Raw genomic sequence first — 14,635 nt, forward strand, 5'->3', positions numbered from 1 at the left:
AATTAGCTTTCTAGGTCGGCTTTGTTAATTGTAATGACGCGTTGAGGGAATGGAATTTCAATATCAGCGTTATTAATTGCTTTGTAAACGCCGCCGTTAATAGCCAGTTTGGTTTCGATAATTTTAGTAGTAGGCACCCAATATCGGTAGCTTATTGTAACACCGCTATCGGCGAAGCGTTCAATACCCACTTGTGATAACGGATTTTGTGCGACTAATTCATGTGCTTTAAGTACGTCTTCAATGAGGCTAATCGCGTTATCAGAGCATGCACTATAAGCTATATCTATTTCACCTTTGACCAATGAGTAACTAAATGAGTTATGAAGTATTTCACCCACTATGTGCTTATTTGGAATAGTAATTTCTACTTTTTCTTCATTGATTAAAATAGTGTAGCCAAGCTCAATAGTTTTAACTTGACCACTTACATTTTTAACCTCAATAGTATCACCAACAACAAAAGGTCGAGTGGCTATAATTGCAAGGCCTGCACCATAGTTAGAGAGCATTCCTTGCAGTGCTAAACCAGCACCTAGAGACGCAGCACCAATGGCTGCTACAAATGGCGTAACGCTAATACCTATTTTGCCAAGTGCAATAATTATAACCATTACAATGAGCAGTACTTTTACCACGCTACTGACAAAGTTTGTGAGCGTAATGTCAACGTTATGACGGGTCATTAACGCGGCTACAAATTTGGCAAGCTTTTGTGCTATCCACAAACCAACGAGGACGATAAAAATAGCGCCAACAATTTGCATACTGTAGGTAACCATATATTCAGTAAGCATGGTGTAATATTTTTCAAACTGTTCGATTTCAGAACTGATCATAAAGCGCTCTATGTTAGGGCTATGTTGTATTTTTCCAACTATAGCAAAATGTTGACTAAAAATGGATATAACAGCGGCACTATAATCGCTGTTAGTAAAGCACTTAGTGCCATTGCAACTGATGAGTAAGCGCCTACCTTTGGATGCTCAGCAATAGCAGCAGCGGTCCCAATTGCATGGCAAGCTGTGCCCATGGCAACACCTTGAGATTCGTGATTAAAAATATTAATGAGTTTAAAAAGCATAAAACCAAATAAAGCGCCGAGTAAACCAATAAAAATGACTAAAGCCGCAGCAAGTGAGCTAATCCCTCCTAACGAGTCGGTAACAATTAAAGATATTGGGGTCGTCACACTGAGTGCGGCAACGGATGCACTTAGCTGCGCTGGCGCATTAAATAATATGCTTAGCAAAAATGCCACAACGGTTGCGTTAACAATGCCTAAGCTACATGTTGCGACTATAAGTAATAGGTTTTTTCGTACGTGTGTAAACTGTTGATATAAAGGAAGCGCTAGAGCCACAATTGCCGGCTCTAATAACCAGCTTAGTAATTTGCTGTGCGTGGCAAATTGCGTATAAGGCAAATTTAGATTAACGAGTAATAAAGCGATAATACTAATACTTAAAAATACGGGGTTGGTGAGCGATTTAAATACGCTGTTTTTTATACTTTGGTTTACGGCCCTTAGTGCTAAAAACAACACAATAATAAAAGGAATACTTAGCCACCATAAATTGGGCTGCAGCTCTGAAATAGCGGAAAAAGTAAAATCAGTCATTATTTTCTCTTCCCTTAAAGTACGCAATTACACTGCTAACAAGCAACAAGGTAGTTATAGGGACTAGCACCACCACTGAGGCTAAAAATGCCCAGTGCGATTTTATAAGGCCGAGATGCTCAATAAATCCCACACCCGCTGGAATGAAAAATATAGGCATAATATTTAAAATAGGGGAGGCGCATGGTTTTACATGTTGCTCTTTTACAATACCCGATAAGAGTAAAACTAATAAAATAACCATAGCGAGTAGCGGTGCAGGAAAGCTTCCACCAATAAAGTGCATAATGAGTTTAGCGCAGGCTAAACATAGTAAAATAATAGCGCTACTGAGCAGATATTTCATCAAAGTGGCTCACATAAAAGATAAGAGCTTAACTTTAACAAATCAAACTCTTTTATGCATTGTGCAATAGTCTACCAGTGCTTTGTATTTGCGTAGGTTATATCCACTTTTCCTTTTGCTTTAGCAATTGCTTTTTTAGTGTTTGGGTTTAGCAATAAGCGAATTTGGCTGAAGGTTTCTTTAGCGAGTATTTTTCGTTGGTTTGGTTTGTAACTAAGTTGTGTAACACGTTTAACAGCCGCAAGCGTATCGGGTGAGCGCTCGAGTAATGTATTGAGCATGTTTTGCGTGGCTTGTTGAGTATCATCGGTAAGCTGAGTAACCAAACCTAGCTCATTTGCTTGTTGTGCTGTGATTGGGTTTGCGTGGCTTGCAAGCCAAAGTGCTTGGTCACGCTTAACTAAACCGCTCATCATTACATTTGCGCCCATATCGGGGCACAACCCCCAACGTGCTTCCATAATGGCAAGCTTGGCATCAACATGAACAATCCTGTAATCAGCACCTAGCGCTATTTGTAATCCCCCTCCTAAACAGTTGCCATCAATTTGCGCAATAACAGGCACGCTTAGTGACTGCCAGCCTAATACTACTTTTTGCGCTAAGTTTTGATTGCCAGGTAACCATTTAAGCAATAATTTTATAATATTTAATGGCGCTGCGATTACTGCTGATATATCAAGGCCGGCACAAAAATGTTCGCCATCGCCTTTTATTACCACAGCACGAATACTGCGATCTCTTTTTATGCTTTTAATGGCTTTGTTTAGCTCTACAAACATTTCAAAGCTTAATGCATTTTGTTTTTTTGCTCTGCTAAGCGTGACTGTTGCAATGCCATTTTGTTTTTCTAGTTTTATCATTACACACTCCTCTGACCTGTTAGTTGAGCTTATGTTGTTATAAGAATTAAGTAAAGTGACGGTATTTTTTAAATAAATGGAATTTATTGCTAAAGCCGTAGTCTTAAAGGATTGGTTTTAGATGAGAACAAGCTAAACAATTCGGACCGAAGATAATAAAAATATTTTACGTTGTTATTTTAAGCTTAAATTTTAAAAGTAATCTTGATATTCAATGGGTTAGTTAAATTGTTATTTGTTGTTTGAGCTGTATGCTGAATAAAGCATGACTTGGTTACAAAAAAGTCAGTGTTTTACGCTTTTTTTTATCAAAATGATGGAGAGATTTGATAATATAGCGCAACTTAAAAGCTTAAGGTTAAGCACATATGTCGGGTCCACGTTTATATACGGTAGAAGAAGCTACTCACCAAGCTTATGATATTTTTTTAGAGTTAGCGCCAAATAACTTGAGTGATAAAGATGTTGAAGACTTTAATGAGTTTAGAGAAGACCTAGGCTTTATTGAAGAAGACGAGCCAGATGATCAATGGCAAGATTTTGTTGCCCTTGAGATAGAACCAGAGCACTTTATTCAGGTGCTAGTTGGTTTAGAATTTGAAAATGATGATGTTTTGTTTGCTAAAATTTTGATTAGTCGTGATAAAGATGCTCCGTTTTGTCATATTTTATGGAAAGAGAGTGAATAAGCAATACCGCTTATTTTTATAATTGTGTGCAGAGAGAGTGTTGTGCGTAAGTATTTATTTTTAATTTTTTTAATAATTAGCTGCCCAAGTTGGGCTGTTGATCCATTTGAAGATTTTCATGAATATGGCAAGCTCTCTGATGAAGAAATTCATGAGTTACACAAAGGTGATATGCTTTACGGTGATACTGAATTTGGTTTTATTCTAAGTAAAGGTAACACCAATTCGACCAGTTTTAAGCTCAAAGGTAATTTATACCAAGATTTTGAAAAGTGGCGAAACCAATTCAAAATAGACTCTCTTTATAAGCGTGATCATAATGATGAAACAGATGAAACGGATGTAACTGCAAACCGTATATTTATATCTGCTCAAGGTAACTATAAAGTAGGCGTTAAAAACTCTTCATTTTTTATCTACGGTGATTACGAAGAAGATGAGTTTAGTGGACTTGATTTTAAAAGCACAATAGCAACAGGCTATGGTGCGCGTGTATATCAAGGCTCTAAAAACAAAGTAGATATTGATATAGGACCTGGTTTATACCGCTCAGTAGCGGATGAAGATTCGGACGTGAGCGAAGATGAAATTAATAAAACTGGTTATTTAGTACGTGTTGCAATGCAGTGGGAGCGATTAGTTTCAAAACGAACTCGCTTTAACCAAGATGTGAGTATAGAGCAGTCGCTTTCAGGGCTTAATTCTCGCTTAAAATCAGAAACCGCACTGATAAGCCAAGTTATTGGCGCGGTATCGCTTAAATTTACCTACATGTATCGTTATAATTCAAAACCCGAAGATGATAAACTCAAGTTCGATTCAGAGCTGAGTGCTACATTGGTATACAGCTTTTAAGTATTTATTTAATTTAGAGAATATTATGTATCAGCATAAACAGTATGCGGTGTTTATCTTTTTTGTATTAGCGTGGATAGGCAGTTTTGTAGCGCTCGCGTGGAACTTGTTAGGCGCTGATGGACCTTTAATAATATTTACTGGGATTTTAGTACTGGTGGGCTTTTTGTTTCATGGCTTAACAGTAAAAGTAGATGATAAGTATATTAGCTGGGCGTTTGGTCCAGGCGTTGCTGGGCAAAATATTGAGCTTAGCGAAGTAGCAGAAGCTAAGGCAGTTCAAAACTCTTACAGGCACGGTATTGGTATGCGAATTACTCACGATGGTTGGGTGTATACAGTATCTGGCTTTAGTGCAATACAGCTAACGCTCAAAGATGGCACTTTGTATAGAGTTGGTACAAACGATCAAAAAGATTTACTAGCTGCTTTAAAAGAAAAAAACGTATCAATCGCGCTGCCTAGTAAGCCAAAAGCTGAAACGGTTAAGCGTAACAATATGATATAAAAAAAGCGCCTTAGGCGCTTTTTTTATCTGTTTAGCAGTGTATTAGTGGTCGTGACCACACCCACCTTCGCCATGTACGTGGCCGTGAGTTAATTCATCTTCTGTAGCATCACGTACTTCTAGTATTTCTACATCAAAGTTAAGTGTTATACCTGCAAGTGGGTTATTACCATCTACAATCACTTCTTCATCTTGGATATCGATGATCATTACTGATTGGTCACCATCATCTGTTGATGCACGAAATTGCATGCCAACTTCAATTTCCATACCTTCAAACATTGATTTAGGTACTGCTTGCATTAGGTTTTCGTGGCGCTCGCCGTAACCTTCTTCAGGTTCAACCTTTACGCTAAGCGTGTCGCCTGGTTGCTTGCCCAGCAAAGCATTTTCTAGGCCTGAAATTAAATAGCCTGTGCCAATGATAAAGTGTAGTGGCTCACCACCGAACGAGTTATCAATGCTATTGCCATCATTATCCATTACTGAATAATGCATTTTTACCACTTTGTTTGCCGCAACGATCATAGTCATTCCTATTTATTCATCTTCAAGAGAGTAGGGTAGAGGCAGAATGCTTAGCTCCACCTGAGGTGTGTGTTTTGCACGAAGTACCTGAGTTACATCAGTATCGTTTGGCAACACAACGAGGCCTGTTAATTTATTTGTTTGCTCATTAAAGCTTTGTGCAATAAGTTTACCTGCACGGCGCCAATTTTCGCCTAATTGAGTTTCTAAGTCAGGCTCATTCAGCAAGCCTTCGCTTTGCCCCGAAACGATATACATTGCACGTTTATTTTTACCAAGGTACTTCATACGGGCTACTGTTTCTTGACCTGTATAACACCCTTTTTTGAAACTTATACCGCCAATAGCATGTAGGTTTACCATTTGAGGAACGTATTCGCCAATTGCATCTGCACTTAGCTGAGGCTCACCGGCAAGCATCGCTGCTTGTTGCCATGGGGCCTCGTTATCAAGTGTGGATACGTTATCAGGCATACTAAATTGGTTATCAACCATTATTAAAACACGGTTATCAGCTAATTTTAGCGCTTTGCCATTAGTAAAATCACACGCGCTTGCATCGCCTTCAAAGCTAATATCAAGCTGTGCCAGTACATCAGATAAATTATCACCAATTAAACCAATTAAACGTTTTGGGCATTCAGTAATATCAACTTTTGCAAATACAGCGTATTTTTTAAGTTCAGCTAATGATTTTTCAACTTCAGCTTGGCTACCTGCAAGGTAGTAACTATCTTGGTAAGAAAATAATTTAAATACACCCCAAAGTTTACCTTTGGCGCTGCAATGGCCAGCCCACAAATAATTACTGCTGGTTAATTTATTTAGATCTTGAGTGATTTGTCCGTGCAAATAAGATAATTTATCAGCACCGCAGAGGCTAATAAGTTGATGAGATAACGGACATGCATAAACGCTCGACATAAAAACCTTCTTTGCAATATAAATGAAGTGACATAATAACGCAGTTGTTACGTATGGTACAGACAAGCGCTTATTGGTGCGGGTTTATTATTTAATGAGAGATTAATAGCTGCTAAACAGGCTTGTGTTTGTTAAACTCGAGTCAATTAAGTATGAGGTTTAAAATGGTTGAAATTCATAGTAAAGCACGTATTCGTTGGGCTTGTCGTCGTGGCATGTTAGAGCTAGATGTTTTGTTTATGCCGTTTGTAGAAGAAGCATACGACTCTTTGAGCGCAGAGCAACAGGCTATCTTTCAGCGTTTGCTAACAGAAGAAGACCCTGACTTATTTGCATGGTTTATGGGTCATGAAGAATGTAAAGACGAGCAGTTAAACGGTATGGTTTCGCTGATCTTAGACCGAGTTCGTGTATAGGTTTACGGTTACGAATAATAAAGCTGACCACAAACCAATTGTGGTCTTTTTTTGCATGCTCAGTTTTATATTATGTTTATTTTTAGATTCACTATTAGCTATGCTTTTTTGTTTAATAATTAATGCACTAGCTGGCTTGATAATGTGGCGCAAGGTATTAGCAATTCATCCGCATGAGGGCATTATAATATTAGAACCAAAGTTATTTAGGTTTGAGGGCGAGAGCTTAAAAATTCAGGGGGAAATAAGTAACAAAAGCCGATTTTATGGTAATAATATATGGCTTCATATTAAAGGTTTTAGTAACAACCATTGGCTTATAATTTCAGCCAATGGCGTTAGTGAGCAAAGTTATGCGCGTCTAAAACGTGCCACTGTCGGCGCAATTAATTGCGTTTTGGAGTCAAAATAGTCGGCGTTGGATTTTCACTTTGTTCAGGGTAATCAATAGTGTAATGCAAGCCTCTGCTTTCTTTTCGCTCCATAGCACTCCTAATAATAAGCTCTGATACTTGCACTAAATTACGAAGCTCAAGTAAGTTGTTACTTACTCTAAAGTTTGCATAGTAATCGTGTATTTCTTGCTGTAGCAACTCAACTCTATGCAGTGCTCGTTCTAAGCGTTTAGTAGAGCGTACAATACCTACATAATCCCACATAAATAAACGTAGTTCATGCCAGTTATGGGTAATAACAATTTCTTCATCTGAGTTACTAACACGGCTCTCATCCCAATGAGGAAGTGCCATCGGCTCTGGTGCATGTTCAATTTTACTTAAAATATCTTTAGCGGCAGCATGGGCAAATACAATGCACTCTAATAGTGAATTACTTGCCATACGGTTTGCACCATGTAGGCCTGTGTAAGCAACTTCACCTACCGCATATAAGTTATCAAGATCTGTTTTTCCGTTAAAGTCAGTCATTACACCACCACAAGTGTAATGCGCAGCAGGTACAACAGGGATTGCTTCTTTAGTTATATCAAGGCCAACACTTAAGCATTTTGCGTAAATAGTAGGGAAGTGCTCAATAATAAAATCTTTGTCTTTGTGGCTAATATCTAAGTAAACACAATTAGCACCTAAACGCTTCATTTCAAAATCGATTGCGCGTGCCACTATGTCACGTGGAGCAAGTTCTTCACGGCTGTCAAAGTCTTTCATAAAGCGCGTGCCATCAGGGCGTTTTAAATAGGCCCCTTCACCGCGCATCGCTTCGGTAATTAAAAAGTTTTGTAGCTCAGGATGGTAAAGGCTTGTTGGATGAAATTGATTAAATTCCATATTGGCAACTTTACAGCCTGCGCGCCATGCCATTGCAATACCATCACCACTTGATACATCCGGGTTAGATGTATACAAATACACTTTACTTGCACCACCAGTTGCAAGCGCAACAAATTTAGCGGAAATGGTTTCTACCTTTTTCGCTTTTTTGTTCCACACATACATACCTTCAATGTGTGAGCCTGTTTTACCTGCGCTTTTATCTGTAATTAAATCAATGGCGTTGTATTGCTCTAAAAGTGTTATATTCTTATGAATTTTGACTTGGCTGATAAGTGTGGTTTGCACCGCTTTGCCAGTGGCATCGGCAGCATGTAAAATACGACGATGGCTGTGACCGCCTTCACGTGTTAAATGAAAACGCTCTTTTCCTTTGCTATCAAACTCCATATCAAAGGGAACACCTTGGTCAATTAACCACTGTAGGCAATCATGAGCATTACTCGCTGTATAATGAACAGCGTCTCTGTCGCATAAGCCGCCGCCGGCATCAAGTGTATCTTCAACATGAGATTCAATGCTGTCGTTTTGTTTATCAAATACTGCTGCTATACCACCCTGGGCATATAATGTAGAACCTTCGGTAAGTGCTCCTTTACTGATCACGGTAACGTTACAATAATTAGCGAGAGATAATGCAAGTGATAAGCCTGCTGCGCCGCTACCGATAATAGCGACATCTGCAATGTGATGTTTATTTTGGTTCATGTCAGAGGTACTTTGCGGTTACAATGCTCATATTGAGCAATATTTGTTTTTAATATCTGTAGTTGTATCATATTTGTCATACTACTACGTAGTGATTTTAAAGGCTTAGCGCCGTTATTATCATCTATTTTATAAAAAAATAATATTAAGCAGAACTTTTTATTCATAAAGAGGTCAGAGTAATTGTGAACAATGACGACAATATGAATAACAAGCAAAAATCAGACATAGGAGTACCGGCTCGAATGAGCGAGCAGGAATTAGATTTAGTGCTAGTAAAAAGGGTCCAGCAAGGAGATAAAAACGCCTTCAACCTATTAGTAAAGAAGTATCAAAACAAAATTGCAGGTTTGATCTCACGTTATGTATCTAACCAAGGCGATATTGCTGATGTAGCACAAGAAGCTTTTATTAAAGCTTACCGTGCACTTCCTAACTTTAGAGGTGACAGCGCCTTTTACACGTGGTTATACCGTATTGCCGTTAATTGTGCTAAAAATTACTTAGTAGCTCAGGGGCGTAAGCCGCCAGCAAATGATATAGACGCCGAAGATGCCGAATTTTACGATTGTGCAGATTCAATGCGATCGAATGCATCTCCTGAAAACCTACTTTTAAGCGAAGAAGTACGCGCTGTTATTTTTAATACGATTGATAGTTTGCCTGAAGATCTTAAAACCGCAATCACCCTTAGAGAAATCGAAGGGATGAGCTATGAAGAAATAGCAGTGGTAATGGATTGCCCGGTCGGGACTGTGCGTTCGCGTATATTTCGTGCCCGTGAAGCAATTGATAACAAATTAAACCCATTAATAGGCGAGTCTTAGTATGACAAAAGCACACCTTAACAAGTTAGATAACGAAGCGTTATCGGCATTACTTGATGGCGAGCAACATCTGACCGATGCAAAAATTGCAGAGCAAGATGTCACTACGTTTGGCCGTTATGCGTTAATTGGTGATGCGATGCGTGCTCAAAAAAATAATAACGACATACATATTGATATTAGCGATCGCGTTGCATTAGCACTAGAAAGCGAGCCTGTTTATGCTGACTTTAGTCAGTCAAAAACACAACCTCAAGCAATCACTGAAACAGTACAAGATAATAAAGTAGTCGCTTTTAATTGGCGCAAACCAGTTGCTCAATTAGCTATTGCAGCAAGTGTAGCGATGTTTGCCATTATAGGCGTTAATACGCTTCCTCAAAGCAACAACGACCAGCAAAGCGAAATTCCATTACTGCAAACCACACCGCTGACAGGTATGGCGTCACCAGTAAGTTATTCATCTGAGCCTGCGCTTGAAAATGCAGAGCAAGGTTTGCGTGAACTGCAGCAACAACGTATTGGTGCATTAGTTCTTGAGCATCAACGTCAAGCACGAGTTGCGAATTCTTTAGAAACAGCGCAAACTAATACCAAAGCGTCTGAGGAAAAAAACTAATTAAATGAAAGTAATCACTTTTGTTCTGTCGTTGGTAGTAAGCTTTAATGCATTTGCCAGCGACACAAATCCTGCCAAAGATTTATTACTACAAATGGCTAATGCCGTTCATACCCGTAATTTTGACGCCTCATTTGTGGTTGTTAAAGGTAAAACAATGGAACCCTACCGCTGGGTGCATGCTTTACAAGATAACACCGAACTTGAGCATTTAAGTTTGCTCAATGGTGCTGGCCTAGAAATGGTGCGCATTAATAACCAAGTTACTTATTTTGAACCTCAGTCTGAACCCTACTCTTTAAAAACAGGTTCTATAGCTGGACCAATTCCTGAAGTACTTTTTAAAGATATAGATCGCTTAAGTGCGCACTATGACTTTGTGCTTGGCGGAAAGGGTCGTATCGCAGGGCGTGCTGCACAGTTAGTTCGCATAGAGTCCAAAGACGAGTATAAATATAATTATTGGATTTGGCTTGATATGGAATCGTCATTGCTATTAAAAGCCGCGTACGTAAACCATGAAGGTGAAGCCTTAGAGCAATTACAACTTACGCATATTAGTGTGACAGAGCAGCCAGCCGGTATGCTACTTGAAGTACTTAATCGAAACTTTCCAACGCCTTTACCAAATGATGCACTTATAAACGAAGATAGTGCTGCCACCAACTGGAAAATAAGTTGGTTACCAGATGGCTTTGAGTTGCTAAAATCAGACAGACATAAGCTCGATTTAAATAACGAATTAACTGATTATTACTTGTTCTCTGATGGTTTTGTTGAGGTTTCTGTATTTATTCAGCGCCCATTACCAGGTAAGCGTTTAAGTGGAGCACTCACTTCTGGTGCAACGACAGTATATGTGCATAATGGCGGTAATTTTGATGTATCGGTTGTTGGTAATGTACCGAGTATGACCGCAAAAGCGATTGCAGAGTCAGTTACTCGCGCACTATAGACGATTCCGTAAGGATTGTTATGATTGAACAAACTCTCACTGTTGTGGCCCTCGATGGCCACATTGCTCATTTAGAAGCACAGCAAAAACAAGCTTGTGAAGGCTGCAATGGTCGTTGCGGCTCACAAGTCTTTGGTAAATTATTTGGCACTGCAAAAAAAACCTTCCCTTATAAATTTGAATCCCCTATAGAAGTAGGGCAAAAGGTCACTTTGTCGCTAGATGATAGTCATGTCGTTAAGCATGCTTTTGCGGTTTACATGCTACCGCTCCTTTTGAGTCTTGTTTTTGCATTTGTTGCGGCCCAATTGTTTATGGCTTCTGAAGGCTGGCAGATTTTAGCTGCTGCTCTAGGTGGTGTTACTGGCTTTTTTATAGCTAAAACTCGCGTGAAATCGCTAAAGCACGATATAAAAGTTATAAAAATTCACCCAATTAGTATCCCTTTAACGCAAATAGATGGTGATTGACGCCAATTAAATGTAAAATTGCCGTTTTATACCAAAGTAACTTGGAAATACAGGGAACCGTGGTTTTTTAAATTATTTTATCTGGCTGAATTATTTAAGTTAAGTAAATATAACTTATTGTTATTCAATACATAAAATGGTTATAACCCATCTTAAAAAGCGTAAGTACAGTTTGTTATATACAAATTCAGCTTATGGCATCCTAAATCAAGTATTTTCAAGTCACTTAGGTATTCATATTTAGTCCATTAAAATAGAAGTATAGAATCCAGTTTATGAAGCATATCCGTAATTTTTCGATCATCGCCCATATTGACCATGGTAAATCGACCCTTTCAGATCGTTTGATCCAAGTTTGTGGCGGTTTAACCGACCGTGAAATGCAAAAACAAGTTTTGGATTCAATGGATATTGAGCGCGAACGTGGTATTACCATTAAAGCGCAAAGTGTAACGTTGAATTATAAAGCGAACGATGGCGAAACTTATCAACTTAATTTCATTGATACTCCAGGGCACGTTGATTTTACGTATGAAGTATCACGCTCTTTAGCTGCATGTGAAGGTGCGCTACTAGTTGTTGATGCAGGGCAAGGCGTTGAAGCGCAAACATTAGCCAACTGTTACACCGCTATTGAAATGGAATTAGAAGTAATACCAGTACTGAATAAAATCGATTTACCGCAAGCGGATCCTTTACGTGTTGCAGAAGAAATTGAAGAAATTATTGGTATTGATGCTCTTGATGCAGTGCAGTGTAGTGCTAAAACAGGTGTAGGTATTGCTGAAGTTCTTGAAATGATTGTTAAAGATGTACCACCGCCAGTAGGCGATAAAGATGCACCGTTACAAGCGCTTATTATTGATTCTTGGTTTGACCCGTACCAAGGCGTTGTATCACTAGTGCGTATTAAGCACGGTGAATTACGCACGGGCGACAAAATAAAAATAATGTCAAACGAGCACGTTCATACAGCTGATCATGTTGGTATTTTTACACCTAAGCAAACAAACACTGGTATTTTACGTACTGGCGAAGTAGGTTTTGTTATTGCCGGTATTAAAGAGATACATGGTGCGCCAGTAGGGGACACAATTACTCATCAAAAAAATGCGGCTCCACTACGTTTACCGGGCTTTCAAAAAATAAAACCTCAGGTTTATGCAGGTATGTTCCCTATTGCATCTGATGAGTATGAATCGTTCCGTGATGCACTTAATAAATTAAGCTTAAACGATGCGTCGTTATTCTTTGAACCAGAGAATTCAACTGCACTAGGCTTTGGTTTCCGCTGTGGCTTTTTAGGTATGCTACACATGGAAATCATTCAAGAGCGTTTAGAGCGTGAATATGATATTGATTTAATTACAACGGCACCTACGGTAATCTATGAAATAGTTACTAAAGAAGGTACGTTCCAGATTGATAATCCATCTGATTTGCCTGCAGTAAACGATATTGTAGAGATTCGTGAGCCGATTGTTGAAGCTAATATTTTGGTACCACAAGAATACCTAGGTAACGTTATTACCTTGTGTATCGAAAAGCGCGGTAGCCAAACTAAAATGACTTATCACGGAAAGCAAGTAGCTGTAACTTACGAGCTACCTATGGCTGAAGTGGTGATGGACTTTTTTGATAAATTAAAATCAACTAGCCGTGGCTTTGCGTCGCTTGATTATAACTTTAAGCACTTTCAAACATCAGATATGGTGCGTGTTGATATTTTAATAAATGGTGAGCGCGTTGACGCACTTGCGATAATTGTTCACAGAGATGGTGCGCAGTCTCGTGGTCGTCAGCTGGCTGATGCGTTAAAAGAGCTTATCCCACGTCAAATGTTTGATATAGCGATTCAAGCAGCGATTGGACAGCATGTTATTGCCCGTACTACGGTAAAACAATTACGTAAAAACGTAATTGCTAAGTGTTACGGCGGTGATGTGAGTCGTAAGAAAAAGCTACTTAAAAAGCAAAAAGATGGTAAAAAACGTATGAAGCAAGTAGGTAATGTTGAAGTGCCTCAAGAAGCGTTTTTAGCTATTTTAAAAGTTGGCAAATAAAAACAAAGGATTATAAATGGCTGGTTATTTTTCAGTTTTATTGGTGTTATTAACTTTAGGCTCAGGCTTAATATGGTTAATAGATCACTTAATGTACGCCCCAAAAAGGCAGGAGCGCTTAGCGATAGCGCAAACGTCTGCTGGAGCTCCGTTAGATGAAGAAACTGCGGCATTAATTGCACCAGAACCAGTACTAACAGAAACAGCAAAGTCGATTTTCCCGATGATTGCAGCAATTACTATTTTTAGATCATTTATCTTTGAACCGTTTCAAATTCCATCAGGTTCAATGATGCCTACACTATTAGTAGGTGATTTTATTTTAGTACAAAAGTATTCATATGGAATAAAAGACCCTGTTTGGCGTACTCAATTGGTTGATATTGGGCAGCCTGAACGTGGTGATATTGTTGTTTTTAAATACCCTTTAGACGAAAATGTTGACTATATTAAACGTACAATTGGTTTACCTGGCGATAAAATTGTTTATCGCGATAAACGTTTATATATTCAGCCAAATTGTAAAGAAGGCGAAACCCAGCAGGGTGAGCTTTTATGTAATGAATTCAATAAAATTGATTTTAAACTAATTAATGATAACGAATTCAAACAAGGCCCAATGCCTCTAGCTCGTGTAAATGAAAATTTAACAACAGTTACGCATGATATATTAATCAACCCACAAGCGCCTGAGAGAAAAGGGCGTTACTACCAGCAACCGGGCACGCCTTCTGATGAATGGACTGTTCCTGCTGATCATTATTTTATGATGGGTGATAACCGCGACAACAGCCAAGATGGTCGCTTTTGGGGCTTTGTACCAAAAGAAAACTTGGTGGGTAAAGCTGTCTTTATATGGATGAGTTTTGAATTTGAGAATGGCCCTGATGATATTTTACCAGGATGGGTTCCAACTGGTGTTCGCTTTGAGCGCCTAGGTAATATTCAGTAACG

Annotated in this window: 18 protein-coding genes; 11 read left to right on the forward strand and 7 right to left on the reverse strand. The window is 38.9% G+C overall.

Annotated features, from left to right (window positions below):
• Positions 1 to 2 precede the first annotated feature (2 nt).
• From EU510_RS11905 to EU510_RS11920, 4 genes are all read right to left on the reverse strand, one after another.
• Positions 3 to 839 carry a mechanosensitive ion channel family protein gene (locus EU510_RS11905; RefSeq protein ID WP_149593677.1) on the reverse strand — a complete coding sequence of 279 codons (837 nt, stop codon included), beginning with the start codon at positions 837 to 839 and terminating at the stop codon, positions 3 to 5.
• A gap of 38 nt (positions 840 to 877) precedes the next feature.
• Positions 878 to 1,621, reverse strand: coding sequence for an LrgB family protein (locus tag EU510_RS11910; RefSeq protein WP_149593678.1), 744 nt, complete (start codon positions 1,619 to 1,621; stop codon positions 878 to 880).
• On the reverse strand, positions 1,614 to 1,967 hold the full coding sequence (locus EU510_RS11915) for a CidA/LrgA family protein (protein ID WP_010553207.1): 354 nt from the start codon (positions 1,965 to 1,967) through the stop codon (positions 1,614 to 1,616). The genes EU510_RS11910 and EU510_RS11915 overlap by 8 nt, the downstream gene beginning before the upstream one ends.
• A gap of 71 nt (positions 1,968 to 2,038) precedes the next feature.
• A complete protein-coding gene (locus tag EU510_RS11920; RefSeq protein ID WP_149593679.1) occupies positions 2,039 to 2,830 on the reverse strand; it encodes a crotonase/enoyl-CoA hydratase family protein in 792 nt (263 codons plus the stop codon).
• 368 nt (positions 2,831 to 3,198) lie between these two features.
• Between EU510_RS11920 and EU510_RS11925 the strand changes: the two genes are divergently transcribed.
• Genes EU510_RS11925 through EU510_RS11935 form a run of 3 tightly spaced genes read left to right on the forward strand, consistent with a single transcriptional unit; the run spans position 3,199 to position 4,882 of the window.
• Positions 3,199 to 3,519 carry an HI1450 family dsDNA-mimic protein gene (locus tag EU510_RS11925; RefSeq protein ID WP_002958729.1) on the forward strand — a complete coding sequence of 107 codons (321 nt, stop codon included), beginning with the start codon at positions 3,199 to 3,201 and terminating at the stop codon, positions 3,517 to 3,519.
• 42 nt (positions 3,520 to 3,561) lie between these two features.
• Entirely contained in the window at positions 3,562 to 4,374 is an 813-nt protein-coding gene (locus EU510_RS11930; RefSeq protein WP_149593680.1) for a DUF481 domain-containing protein, read from the forward strand.
• Between the two features lie 25 nt (positions 4,375 to 4,399).
• Complete coding sequence (locus EU510_RS11935) at positions 4,400 to 4,882, forward strand: hypothetical protein (RefSeq protein ID WP_149593681.1); 483 nt, start codon at positions 4,400 to 4,402, stop codon at positions 4,880 to 4,882.
• 42 nt (positions 4,883 to 4,924) lie between these two features.
• Here EU510_RS11935 and EU510_RS11940 read toward each other — a convergent pair whose 3' ends face one another.
• Both EU510_RS11940 and EU510_RS11945 read right to left on the reverse strand, forming a co-directional pair.
• Positions 4,925 to 5,410 (reverse strand): peptidylprolyl isomerase, encoded by a 486-nt coding sequence (locus EU510_RS11940; protein WP_002958726.1) that lies wholly within the window; start codon positions 5,408 to 5,410, stop codon positions 4,925 to 4,927.
• A gap of 12 nt (positions 5,411 to 5,422) precedes the next feature.
• Positions 5,423 to 6,334 carry a YgfZ/GcvT domain-containing protein gene (locus tag EU510_RS11945; RefSeq protein ID WP_149593682.1) on the reverse strand — a complete coding sequence of 304 codons (912 nt, stop codon included), beginning with the start codon at positions 6,332 to 6,334 and terminating at the stop codon, positions 5,423 to 5,425.
• Positions 6,335 to 6,498: 164 nt separating this feature from the next.
• Between EU510_RS11945 and EU510_RS11950 the strand changes: the two genes are divergently transcribed.
• A complete protein-coding gene (locus tag EU510_RS11950; RefSeq protein ID WP_002958724.1) occupies positions 6,499 to 6,750 on the forward strand; it encodes a succinate dehydrogenase assembly factor 2 in 252 nt (83 codons plus the stop codon).
• Between the two features lie 55 nt (positions 6,751 to 6,805).
• Positions 6,806 to 7,162, forward strand: a complete 357-nt coding sequence (locus EU510_RS20080; protein ID WP_149593683.1) for a hypothetical protein — start codon at positions 6,806 to 6,808, stop codon at positions 7,160 to 7,162.
• Here the strand turns inward: EU510_RS20080 and nadB are convergent.
• Positions 7,137 to 8,747, reverse strand: a complete 1,611-nt coding sequence (gene nadB / locus EU510_RS11960) for an L-aspartate oxidase (protein WP_002958722.1) — start codon at positions 8,745 to 8,747, stop codon at positions 7,137 to 7,139. The genes EU510_RS20080 and nadB overlap by 26 nt on opposite strands.
• A 245-nt stretch (positions 8,748 to 8,992) precedes the next feature.
• On the opposite strand from nadB, the gene rpoE reads away from it, so the two are divergent.
• From rpoE to lepB, 6 genes are all read left to right on the forward strand, one after another.
• Complete coding sequence (gene rpoE / locus EU510_RS11965; protein WP_002958721.1) at positions 8,993 to 9,574, forward strand: RNA polymerase sigma factor RpoE; 582 nt, start codon at positions 8,993 to 8,995, stop codon at positions 9,572 to 9,574.
• 1 nt (position 9,575) lies between these two features.
• The gene (locus tag EU510_RS11970) at positions 9,576 to 10,193 is read left to right on the forward strand and encodes a sigma-E factor negative regulatory protein (RefSeq protein ID WP_149593684.1); all 618 of its coding nucleotides are present in this window, start codon (positions 9,576 to 9,578) and stop codon (positions 10,191 to 10,193) included.
• A gap of 4 nt (positions 10,194 to 10,197) precedes the next feature.
• On the forward strand, positions 10,198 to 11,148 hold the full coding sequence (locus EU510_RS11975; protein ID WP_149593685.1) for a MucB/RseB C-terminal domain-containing protein: 951 nt from the start codon (positions 10,198 to 10,200) through the stop codon (positions 11,146 to 11,148).
• A gap of 20 nt (positions 11,149 to 11,168) precedes the next feature.
• Entirely contained in the window at positions 11,169 to 11,618 is a 450-nt protein-coding gene (locus EU510_RS11980; protein WP_149593686.1) for a SoxR reducing system RseC family protein, read from the forward strand.
• A 275-nt stretch (positions 11,619 to 11,893) separates the two neighbouring features.
• Positions 11,894 to 13,681, forward strand: coding sequence for a translation elongation factor 4 (gene lepA, locus EU510_RS11985; RefSeq protein ID WP_149593687.1), 1,788 nt, complete (start codon positions 11,894 to 11,896; stop codon positions 13,679 to 13,681).
• A gap of 16 nt (positions 13,682 to 13,697) precedes the next feature.
• Positions 13,698 to 14,633 carry a signal peptidase I gene (gene lepB / locus EU510_RS11990; protein WP_002958716.1) on the forward strand — a complete coding sequence of 312 codons (936 nt, stop codon included), beginning with the start codon at positions 13,698 to 13,700 and terminating at the stop codon, positions 14,631 to 14,633.
• Positions 14,634 to 14,635 lie beyond the last annotated feature (2 nt).

It is taken from the genome of Pseudoalteromonas sp. FUC4, assembly GCF_008370255.1.
In the GTDB taxonomy this organism is placed as follows: Bacteria; Pseudomonadota; Gammaproteobacteria; order Enterobacterales; family Alteromonadaceae; genus Pseudoalteromonas.

What these genes read in the sequence shown, in the direction of transcription:
- EU510_RS11905 (WP_149593677.1), bottom strand. Translation starts at nt 839, where the DNA reads ATGATCAGTTCTGAAATCGAACAGTTTGAAAAATATTACACCATGCTT.
- EU510_RS11910 (WP_149593678.1), bottom strand. Translation starts at nt 1,621, where the DNA reads ATGACTGATTTTACTTTTTCCGCTATTTCAGAGCTGCAGCCCAATTTA.
- EU510_RS11915 (WP_010553207.1), bottom strand. Translation starts at nt 1,967, where the DNA reads ATGAAATATCTGCTCAGTAGCGCTATTATTTTACTATGTTTAGCCTGC.
- EU510_RS11920 (WP_149593679.1), bottom strand. Translation starts at nt 2,830, where the DNA reads ATGATAAAACTAGAAAAACAAAATGGCATTGCAACAGTCACGCTTAGC.
- EU510_RS11925 (WP_002958729.1), top strand. Translation starts at nt 3,199, where the DNA reads ATGTCGGGTCCACGTTTATATACGGTAGAAGAAGCTACTCACCAAGCT.
- EU510_RS11935 (WP_149593681.1), top strand. Translation starts at nt 4,400, where the DNA reads ATGTATCAGCATAAACAGTATGCGGTGTTTATCTTTTTTGTATTAGCG.
- EU510_RS11940 (WP_002958726.1), bottom strand. Translation starts at nt 5,410, where the DNA reads ATGATCGTTGCGGCAAACAAAGTGGTAAAAATGCATTATTCAGTAATG.
- EU510_RS11945 (WP_149593682.1), bottom strand. Translation starts at nt 6,334, where the DNA reads ATGTCGAGCGTTTATGCATGTCCGTTATCTCATCAACTTATTAGCCTC.
- EU510_RS11950 (WP_002958724.1), top strand. Translation starts at nt 6,499, where the DNA reads ATGGTTGAAATTCATAGTAAAGCACGTATTCGTTGGGCTTGTCGTCGT.
- EU510_RS20080 (WP_149593683.1), top strand. Translation starts at nt 6,806, where the DNA reads ATGCTCAGTTTTATATTATGTTTATTTTTAGATTCACTATTAGCTATG.
- nadB (WP_002958722.1), bottom strand. Translation starts at nt 8,747, where the DNA reads ATGAACCAAAATAAACATCACATTGCAGATGTCGCTATTATCGGTAGC.
- rpoE (WP_002958721.1), top strand. Translation starts at nt 8,993, where the DNA reads ATGAGCGAGCAGGAATTAGATTTAGTGCTAGTAAAAAGGGTCCAGCAA.
- EU510_RS11970 (WP_149593684.1), top strand. Translation starts at nt 9,576, where the DNA reads ATGACAAAAGCACACCTTAACAAGTTAGATAACGAAGCGTTATCGGCA.
- EU510_RS11975 (WP_149593685.1), top strand. Translation starts at nt 10,198, where the DNA reads ATGAAAGTAATCACTTTTGTTCTGTCGTTGGTAGTAAGCTTTAATGCA.
- EU510_RS11980 (WP_149593686.1), top strand. Translation starts at nt 11,169, where the DNA reads ATGATTGAACAAACTCTCACTGTTGTGGCCCTCGATGGCCACATTGCT.
- lepA (WP_149593687.1), top strand. Translation starts at nt 11,894, where the DNA reads ATGAAGCATATCCGTAATTTTTCGATCATCGCCCATATTGACCATGGT.
- lepB (WP_002958716.1), top strand. Translation starts at nt 13,698, where the DNA reads ATGGCTGGTTATTTTTCAGTTTTATTGGTGTTATTAACTTTAGGCTCA.